Source organism: Amycolatopsis sp. NPDC051061, from assembly GCF_040682935.1.
Taxonomy (GTDB): Bacteria; Actinomycetota; Actinomycetes; order Mycobacteriales; family Pseudonocardiaceae; genus Amycolatopsis.
Genome location: NZ_JBFBBZ010000027.1, coordinates 1 through 9,403, shown reverse-complemented (window position 1 = coordinate 9,403; position 9,403 = coordinate 1). Strand labels below are relative to the sequence as shown.

Genomic DNA, 9,403 nt, shown 5'->3' with positions numbered 1-9,403 from the left:
CCCCGGGCGAAGCGGGCTGCACGCACCTAGCCGGCCAGGTCACTCGGCACTCACGCCACGACACTCCGACCGCTCGCCACCTGCGGCTTCGCCGCAACGTGGACACTTCTTGAGCGTACCGCACGGCTGCATCCTTCCGAAGGTCGGCGACCTCAGGCATGCTGGGCCTCAACGTCAAGCCGGGGTCCAACTGAGCCCAGTCGTGAACACCGGGTGCAGACCGACTGACGTTGACAGCTCACCGCGATCAGCTAGCTCTTCGGCGCCCCTTGGGCCCGTGGACGGAAAGGTCAACTTGTGCCAGACCCAGCGGAACGCGCCCCTGCGCGCGGCAATAAACCCTGGGCAAGTGCCCGCATGGCTCTCCCTGAAGCCCTCTTGGCAATCGCCGCCCAACCAGCGATTATTAACTACGGGTCAGTGGTGGCCGCACTCACGCTCACGATCACAGGCCCGTACCGCATATTCGACACAGTCAGGTTGCATACGATCCGTGGCATCCTTAGTCACCCCGACGCGGAGAAGTTCTCGTGAGCGGCCACGACGACAATAGTTCGGAAGATTTTGAAGTGTCGAATGAGCAGGAATTCTGCAGACTACTGCGGGCTTTGTGGCAGCAATCCGGTCTCACATTGGGACAAGGCAAAGTAAAGACCGGAATCTGGCGAAGCCAAATCCATGGACTGACACGAGAAGGGAGGGCACGCCTTCCACGCATCCGCGCGCAAGTCGAGGCTCTGGTTTCCGCTTGCGGACTTTCAGCAGAGCAAATCGAGTGCGTCATGAGCTCGTGGGACCGGTTGCGTAAGCCACCAGGCGTATAGCGCCGTGGAGTTTCGAATTCTCGGCCCGCTGGAGGCGTGGCACGACGGCACACCCGTGCCGCTGGGTGACCAGCAGCAACGGTTCGTCCTCGTCGTGCTGCTCCTGAACGCGAACAAGCCGGTCTCGACCGCCCGCCTCACCGAGATCGTCTGGGCCGACCGCGAAACCCGCCCCACTCAGGTGCGCGGCTACATCAAGCGGCTGCGCGACGTCGGCGTCGGCATCGAGACCACCCCCACCGGCTACCTCCTGCGGCTCGACGAAGACCAGCTCGACACCGCCCGCTTCGACCGGCTGCGCGCCGAAGCTGGCCGGACCGACGACCCGCGGCGGAAGATCGAACTGCTGCGGGAAGCCGTCGGCCTGTGGCGCGGGACGTTCCTCGAGGACATCGACATCGACCGCGTCGGCGGGCCCGAGGTCGTGCTGCCGGAGGAGAGCCTGCCCGACGCCGTCGGCGACCTCGCCGAACTCGAGCTGGCCACCGGTGACCACCGCTCGGCGCGCGACCGGCTGCGGCCGCTCGTCCGGTCCGATCCCGCCAGTCAGAAGCACGCCGGACTCCTCATGCGCGCCCTGCTCGCCGGCGGTGACCAGGTCGGCGCGCTGCGCGTGTTCCAGAGCACCCGCGCCGCCCTCGACGAGCTGCGCATGGAACCGGGTCCCGTGCTGCGGAACCTCGCCGCGCGCGCCGAGTATGGCGAACCGCCCAGCTCACTGCCGTCGCGGCCCGGCGGGTTCACCGGCCGCGCCGCCGAAATCGCCACGATCGAGACGGCCGCCGCGGCCGGCCGGGACGCGGTCTGGGTCAGCGGCGCGCCCGGCGTCGGCAAGACCGGCCTCGCCATCGAGGCGGCGCACCGGCTGCGCGACCGCTTCCCCGACGGGCAACTGCTGGCCCGGCTGAACGGGTTCACCCCCGGCGTCCCCGAGACCAGCGTCGGCGACGCGCTCACCGAGCTGCTGATCGAGCTCGGCGTGCCCGCCGAGCAGATCCCGGCCACCGTCGGCCGGAAAGCCACGCTCTACCAGACGACGCTCTGGGGCACCCGCACGCTGGTCGTGCTGGACAACGCCGCGTCACCGGAGCAGATCCGGCCGCTGCTGCCCGAAGCGGACGGCTGCCTCACCGTCATCACGAGCCGGCGGATGGGAGACGTCGGCGAGCCGGTCCGGCTTTCGCCGTTGCCGCCGGACGAAGCCGCCGAGCTCTTCACCGCGCTGACCGGGCCGGCGCGGGTGCGCGGCCGGGCGGCCGAAGTAGCGCTGATCGTCAAGCGCTGCGGGTTCCTGCCGATGCCGATCCGGGTGGCGGCCGCGCTGTTCCGGCGGCACGACCGGTGGCCCCTGGAGCACCTGCTCCACCTGCTCGAGGAGAACGGGCCGTGGGGCGAGGACGACGGCGTCGCCGCGGTCCGGGTGTCTTACCAGCAGCTCGGCGAGCCGCAGCGCGCCATGTTCCGGCTGCTCGGGAGCCTGCCCGGCCCGGATGTCGACGTCATCGGCGGCGCCGCGCTGGCCGGCTGCGACGTCCCCGAGGCCCGGCTGCTGCTCGACGACCTGCACGAGGTCAGCCTCCTGGAGGAGGCCGCGCCGGAGCGGTACCAGATGCTGGACCCGCTCAAGGAGTTCGCCGCCGTCGAGCCGGCACCCGGGCGGGCGCTGGTGCGACTGCTGGACTTCTACCTCGTGACGCTGGCGGCCGCGGTCGGCGCCGCGTACCCCTTCGACAAACCCCAACTTCCGTCAGTCGACCGCTCCTGCCCGGTGACGCCGACGTTCGCCGACGAGGCCGCCGGACTGCGGTGGATCGTCGCCGAACGGGACAACCTCGTGGCCGCGATCCGCTACGCCGCCCGGCACGACCTGCCCGAGCACACCTGGCGGCTGGCCGTGCTGCTCTGGCGCTACTTCAACACGACCAACCAGTTCGAAGACTGGATCGACACCCTCGAACTCGCGTGGGAAACCGTCTCGGCCGCCCCCGGCAACGACTACGGCCAGGCCCACGTCTTACACCGACTCGCCACCGCGTACGACCGGAAGGGACAAATTGCCGAGGCGCTCGAGCTGGCGGCACAGGCGCTGCCCAAGTGGCGCCGCCTCGGAGACCCCCGTGGCGAGGCGGCGACGTTGTGCGCGCTTGCGATTCCGACCATGGAGCTCGGGCAACACGAGCAGGCGGTGGCTTATCTACAGGCCGCGCTGGCCAAGTACGAACAGGGCGAAGATCGGCGGGGCGAAGCCCACGCGCTAAGCATGCTCGGTTACCTCAACGAACTCCGCGGAAACCTCGAAGTCGCACTGCGGCAGAACGAATCCGCCGCGCGAATGCTGCGGGAGATCGGCCACGTCCAGGGCGTGGCGCACGCGCTCAACAACCTCGGCTCCGTGCAGGAACGGCTCGGCCTGCTAACCGAAGCACTGGCCAGCTACACCGACGCGTGCGGGCATGCCGCCTCAGTTGGCGACCGATGTTTCGAGGCGTACGCGCTGAACAACATCGGCAACGTACATCGCCAGCGCGGCCGGTACACCGAAGCCATGCGCTACCACGACAAGGCCAGTGAAGTAGCGGCGAACATCCCGGACGCCGACCTGCGCACCCAGCTCTACCTCGACCGCGGTGCGACGGCGCTTGCTCGGGGCGCCCGGCAGGAAGCTCTCACCGCCAGCCAATCCGCCCTGGACCTGGCCGGCGGCAGCGGCAACCGCGCCTACCAGGCCCGGGCCCACCGAGGCGTCGCCGAGACGCTGCACGCGATGGGCGACTACGAAGGCGCCGAGACGCACTGGGCCGCGGCCGAGGCCGAGTTCGCCGCGCTCGACCTGCCGGAAGCCAGCGAAATGCGAGAAGCACGCGCGACGCAGGAATACGCACGTCGTCAGGAAGGACAGCGATGAGTACTCCGGCCCTCGCCCGGCCGCTGACCGATCCGGGCCGGCAAACCGAGGCGCTGATCAGCCTGGCCGAGGGGGTGGCCGCCGCCGGCGATTCTGACCGTGCGCATGCCCTCCGCCTCGACGCCCACCGCCTAATCCATCCCATCACCAACTCAAGTCGACGAGCGCAGGCGCTGGCCGACATGACTGCGGCCCTAGCCCGGGCTGGCGAAGTCGACTGTGCCAGAGCTCTCGCCCGGCGCGCCGCCGATTCGGGCGAGGCCGACGCCTTACGACTGCCGGTTGAACTACGGGAACAAGCGGATGAACTGGCAGGCGCAGTTGCGCTCCATCGACAGGCTCTTGATAGCGGTGATATCGATGGTCTACGCGCTCTGGGACGGCTGCGCGAGCAGGCCAGAGATTTCGACGGTGCAGGTCGCACTCGACGGTTCGGACTGAACGGCGCTGGAATCCCCTGCGAGCCGATCTCGTCGCCTATCGGTGCCCAAATGCCCCTCCGGAGGCCGACGTGACGACGAGTACGCCCCGCTCAATCGAGCCCGGCGATTCGGGCCGCCGTTCTTATGACACGCAGCCGGGTGCGTCGCGGTCGCGTCGAAGCGGCCGACGCGACCAGAGGCAGGGCGGGTCAGCAATGCCGCAGTCACCGGCATCCGACAACACCGCCACGGTCGGACCGAGTGAGCCCGATAGTCCGGTCCCGGCCGATCCCACGCGGCAGCGGGTGGTGCCTTCGGGGACGGATGCACCGACCGCGCATACCGCGCACGGTGGCCGGGCGGGCGACCGCGCCGAACTGCCGATTTTGACCGGCGGCCCTTTCTCGACAGGAAAGTTAACTCCGCAGGACTTTCATGACACCCGGGCGACGAACGACGACGGTACCCTGCGCCGCTCCCTGATCTGGTCGTGGAGCAAGGTTCTCCAGCGGCTGATCGTCTTTGCCGGCGGGGTGGTGTTGTACATGCTGGCCGCCATGGTGTGGATGCTAGGGGTTCCGGGGGCCAGCCCAGCCGACGCGATGAGGGTTGCCGGTGCGGCGGTCGCGGTCGGATCCGGGGGGCTGGCGGTCACTGCTGTGCGGGACTGGTTCCGTCGGCGGAATCACCGGTAGGTGGGACCGGCGCTGTGGCGTCGGCCTGTGTCTCGACATGGAGCCGGCGCAGTAGCCGACGCACCACCGGCCCCGCGACCAAGCCGCTGAGCAGGGCACTGGCCGCGGTGACGCTTACCGCAACGATGAGCATCGCATCGGGCGGGGCGAGCCGTGCCGTCACCGCTCCGACGCCGATCGCGACGAACAGGACGCCCCCCAACCCGCCAAGGATGACGCCAGCGCTGCGCATCGCGGAGACGGTCGAGGTTTGCACGGCCTCGATCCTACCGGGCTGCGACAGCTCACATGATCTTCCGTGATTGCCGACACCATGTCCGTAGATGCGTCCACGGTCACGGTACTGGAAGAATGTTCGGCAGCCTCCTCAGCGCGGCGCCGACTGGACCGACGGACACCGAGGACGCTCGTCTCGATCCGCCCCGAGTAGCTCGAGAACTTGGCCGCGAACGCATGATCGCCGGTCAGCTTGCCAACGAGGCTGCTGAGCATGAACCCGTCCGCAACAGTCGCTAGAAGTCGGTCTGGCTGACGAACGTCGTGATACCCGACTCGGCATGCACGGTTCAGCCGCCGGGTGCGCTCCTCCTCAGACCACTCCTGTCGCAGCGGCGGCACATAGGATGGACATCCCACTCACAGTGCCGGCAGAAACCGGCGATGACAACTTACGTCCGTGACCAGCTTTGCCACCGTCGGCAAGCGCGTAACGGGGACTCAGGATCGGCCACACGTTCGAAGATCTCGATCGCTAGGCCCGCCCGCAACCTCTCTGCTGCTACTCGTCGTATCGTCGCGGAATCGGCTCCACGACGGACTCGCATCAGGCGGTGGCCGCATGGCGATGGAGCCTCTACGTTTCGGTGATGATGACGGTGGGGACGCCAATCTGTTGGGCGACTGGCGTCCAAACATCGACGTCTTGCCCCGGGGTCTCGACGGAGACGACGAGGGCGTAGCGAGCTCCGTGGTCGCTGTGGTCGCGTGCGGGGTTTTCCTTCCACCATCCGGTTACAGGGAAGACGGCGAGCATGCCGCGGCTGGCGAGATCTGCGGCGTTGCCGGTCCAGAAATCAGAGTGCAGAGATCCTGGCGCGCGGCGATGCCCCGTGCCGAAGAACCACTCTCCGGTCTCGTCGTTGGGCGTTGGGCGTTGCTCGTCTTCGGCCAGGGCGAGCTGGTTGATGCGCTTCTCGAACTCCGCGTTGGACTCGGTCGGACGGCGCAGGTCGAACCGCAGGCCGTGGGAGCTGTAGCTGTAGCGGCGTCGCCACCCGCGCCGGCCCGGGTTCGGCTCGATGAAGTAGGACAACGTGACCTTCAGCCGCACCTGGGCCTCGCCCAAGTCGGCGAGGACATCGCTCGGCCAGGGCAGCTCGTGGTAGTGGATCTCCCGCATGGCACCCCGAGCGAACGGATGGATGACGTCCTGCACGAGGAGGGTCAGGGCATCGGTAGCGCTGTGCAGCGCGCGGCCGAGGTCGGGAACACCCGTCCCGTACCGACGCAGCAGGTTGATCCGCGGCCTCTTCCCCGTACCTGCCGGCAGGTGGGCCCGCATTGCATCGGTCCACTCCGCGGAGTGCACGATCAACGCGCGCACCGTCTCCGGCCACAACGCCGGATATTCCGCCATCACCGCCGCGGCCAGCGCAGACGCCTGTGCGGTTGCGGCGCTGGTCGCGTGGGTGGTGGTCAGCAGCCGGGTACTGATCAACGGTGCGTTGGTGGTGAGCAGGCGAAGGTTGTCCGGGGTGTCAAATGTTGTGCCGTCCGGTGACACTGCGACGTTTCCGCCCTCGAGCACGACGTCGGGTTTGGCCGGCCACCTCGGACTGGTGGGCACCGAGGTCCGGCTGAACGGCGAAAGCTCACCGCGCGGCGCCCATGCTCGCCAACCGTCGAAGGCTGCGGGAGCACCGGTCATGGAGTCGAGTTCGGTGTTGGCACCGACGGTCAGGACATTCCACGCCTGGCTCGGATCTTCGACCGGTTCGAGCTCGCTGCGGATGAGATGTTCCTCGCCGGGCGCCCAGGTACCAATGTTGCCCGCCGACACCACGAAAAGACGCCGCCCCGCGTCGGCGTCCGGCTCGTCGAGATACACCAGGCCGTCGGCGTCGGTAACGACACTGCGTCCGGTCGCGAGCGCATCCAGCGTCGCCGACCACGACGTCGGCTGCCCCAGTACGGGTTCCGCCGACTGTCCGTCAACGTCGGCACGCCAGGGGGCGGTGATGGCCATCGAATAGACCCGGCGGCGGTCGGGCGCCTGGATCTCCGGTCGGCTAGTGCCCGCCGCCGTGATCGCGCCGTACTGGTTGTGATCATTTTGGGTCGAGGAGGGCGGCAGCAACCGCAACGATTCGAGCCGATGACGCAGCCTGACCGGGCCATTTACCTCGAACGCCGCACCCAGGTCCCGATAGAGCGCCAGCCCGGCCATCTCGGTGCCGTGGCCCTCGTGGTCGAGGACCGACCAGTTCGGGTCGGCGGCGTGACAGTCCTCCTCGGCCAGGGAGGCGCTGAGGAGGGGATGACCTGGCGAACCGCCGGTATCAACGACGCACACCGCCGGCGCATCGGGTCCGGCTGACGTCAGTCGGCCGATAAGCTCCTCGACCCATTCGTGCTGGTCGACGGCGTGGTGGTCGGCGAGGAACTGCGTGGGCTGATGCGGCCGCCGCAGTTCGGCCAGGTCATCCAGCACGTCAATTGCTGACGCGAGCTGTTCTGCTGTCGCGTGCACCAGCACGACGGTCCGGTCACCGAAGCCGAGACTCTGGCGGCCCAACTGGACGCCATCGGTCTGACGCGCGAACGCGCGTAGCCGCTCGACCTCGTGGCCATCTCGTGTCCGCAGCCACACTTCCCACCAGGCGGACCGCTCCGGATCGGGATACTCCTGCGGTGGGTCGGTCCACAGTGCCGCGAATGGTGGCCGCGCGGACCGAGGCGACACGGTCCAGCAGGTCCCGATGCCGCGGACTCGCCGAACCCGCTGTGTCGACATAGCGACTCACGCGGTCCAAGAAGTAGCGCAATGTGCCTTGCGGCACGAACACGGTCGCTCGCTCGCGCAGCTCGCCGCCGCCTGTGTCGATCTGCTGGACCGACATCAGCTCCGGATGGACGCGGCCGGCCTTGGGGTCCAGTGGGTTCAGCGCCAACTGCACGCCGGGGAAGCTCTCGAACGAGACGTAGACGCCCTCGATCGCACCCTCCACCCTGACCGGCGTGGCTTCGCGGCGCGCTACGCCATCCGATTCGGCCTGCTCCAGTGAGCTGTGCAGCTGCCGCCCGTGCTGACGACGATCCGCTGGCGCTGGGATCGATTGCGAGCCGATGGCCAGCGGGGGTGGCCGGTAGCCTGCGGCGCGCGCTGCGCCCGGGACAATGAGGTGTTGCCGGTCACGCTCAGGCATCGAGTCCTCAGTCGCTCGTCAGTCGGCAGTGCGCAGGTGCCGCTCGCGCAGCGCTGCGCACAGGCTCGCCGTGGTGACCTGGCCATCGTCAGACAAGATCGCCTCCTTCGCCGCCAGGTCGACCGCCTTGGTGATCTCGCCATGGCTCAGCCCGCGCGCCTCGGCGTCGATCTTCGGCCACGCCAGCTTGGACACCGGAACCGTCGCCAGCCTCGCCCGGATGACGTCCCGGACCACGTCACCCTCGGGCAGCGGGTACTCAAGAACCGCGTCGAACCGACGGAACATCGCCCGATCCAGCAACTGCGGGTGGTTCGTCGCCGCCACGATCAAACTCTCGGACGCGTCCAGCTCGAGGAACTGCAGGAACGAGTTCAGGACCCGGCGGATCTCGCCGACATCGTTGCTCGCGGCGCGGTCGCCAGCGAGCGCGTCGACCTCGTCGAACAGGTACACGCCGCGGGTCTCGGCGAGTGCGTCGAAGATCAGCCGCAGTTTCGCTGCGGTCTCCCCCATGAACTTGGTGATCAAGCCGTCCAGCCGGATCGTGAACAACGGCCATCGCAGCTCACCGGCCAAGGCTCGAGCTGAGATCGTCTTCCCAGTACCCGGCTGCCCCACCAGAAGCAGACGACGCAGCGGATGGAAGCCATGCGCACGCAGCCGATCACCCTGCCGCTGCTCAAGCAACACCCGATTCAGACGCTCTCGGACCGAACCCGCCAGCGCAAGGTCACCGAGAATGATCTGCGGGTAGGTGACCGTCAGCAATTGCGCCAGCTCACCTCGCGGCTGCACCACGGGAACAGGCCGACCTGTCGCAGTCTGCGTATGGCCCTGGTGCTCACGCAAGGTGTCGACCAGGTCCCGCAGGTCCTGTGCAAACCGGCTCTGCCCCTGGCGGGCCGCACCCGCAGCCACCTGCAACGCAACCGAGTAGAACCGGGTGTCATCTCCCTCAGCATGACTCTTGACCAGGGCCTTTACCTGATCCGCCGTCGCCAACGATGTCACCTCCCCTCGCCCGAGACGTTCCTCTAGTTGTATTGACCACGGAGGTTGGGTACGGGGCGACACGTGATCGGATGATCTTGGCGTGAGGGAGGGCCTCCGGGTTCGGTGTGGATTGCGA

Annotated in this window: 6 protein-coding genes; 2 read left to right on the top strand and 4 right to left on the bottom strand. The window is 68.1% G+C overall.

Annotated features, from left to right (window positions below):
• Window positions 1–828 precede the first annotated feature (828 nt).
• Window positions 829–3,729 carry a tetratricopeptide repeat protein gene (locus AB0N03_RS31525; protein ID WP_364379025.1) on the top strand — a complete coding sequence of 967 codons (2,901 nt, stop codon included), beginning with the start codon at window positions 829–831 and terminating at the stop codon, window positions 3,727–3,729.
• 282 nt (window positions 3,730–4,011) lie between these two features.
• Complete coding sequence (locus tag AB0N03_RS31520; RefSeq protein WP_364379022.1) at window positions 4,012–4,170, top strand: hypothetical protein; 159 nt, start codon at window positions 4,012–4,014, stop codon at window positions 4,168–4,170.
• Window positions 4,171–4,584: 414 nt separating this feature from the next.
• Here the strand turns inward: AB0N03_RS31520 and AB0N03_RS31515 are convergent, their stop codons facing one another.
• The 4 genes from AB0N03_RS31515 to AB0N03_RS31500 form a co-directional block, all read right to left on the bottom strand.
• The gene (locus tag AB0N03_RS31515) at window positions 4,585–4,710 is read right to left on the bottom strand and encodes a hypothetical protein (protein ID WP_364379019.1); all 126 of its coding nucleotides are present in this window, start codon (window positions 4,708–4,710) and stop codon (window positions 4,585–4,587) included.
• Window positions 4,711–4,802: 92 nt separating this feature from the next.
• Entirely contained in the window at window positions 4,803–5,102 is a 300-nt protein-coding gene (locus AB0N03_RS31510; protein ID WP_364379017.1) for a hypothetical protein, read from the bottom strand.
• A 597-nt stretch (window positions 5,103–5,699) separates the two neighbouring features.
• Window positions 5,700–7,715, bottom strand: coding sequence for a S8 family peptidase (locus AB0N03_RS31505; RefSeq protein WP_364379014.1), 2,016 nt, complete (start codon window positions 7,713–7,715; stop codon window positions 5,700–5,702).
• A 574-nt stretch (window positions 7,716–8,289) separates the two neighbouring features.
• Window positions 8,290–9,276: an ATP-binding protein gene (locus AB0N03_RS31500; protein ID WP_364379011.1), complete on the bottom strand. Its 987-nt coding sequence runs from the start codon at window positions 9,274–9,276 to the stop codon at window positions 8,290–8,292.
• Window positions 9,277–9,403: the final 127 nt, after the last annotated feature.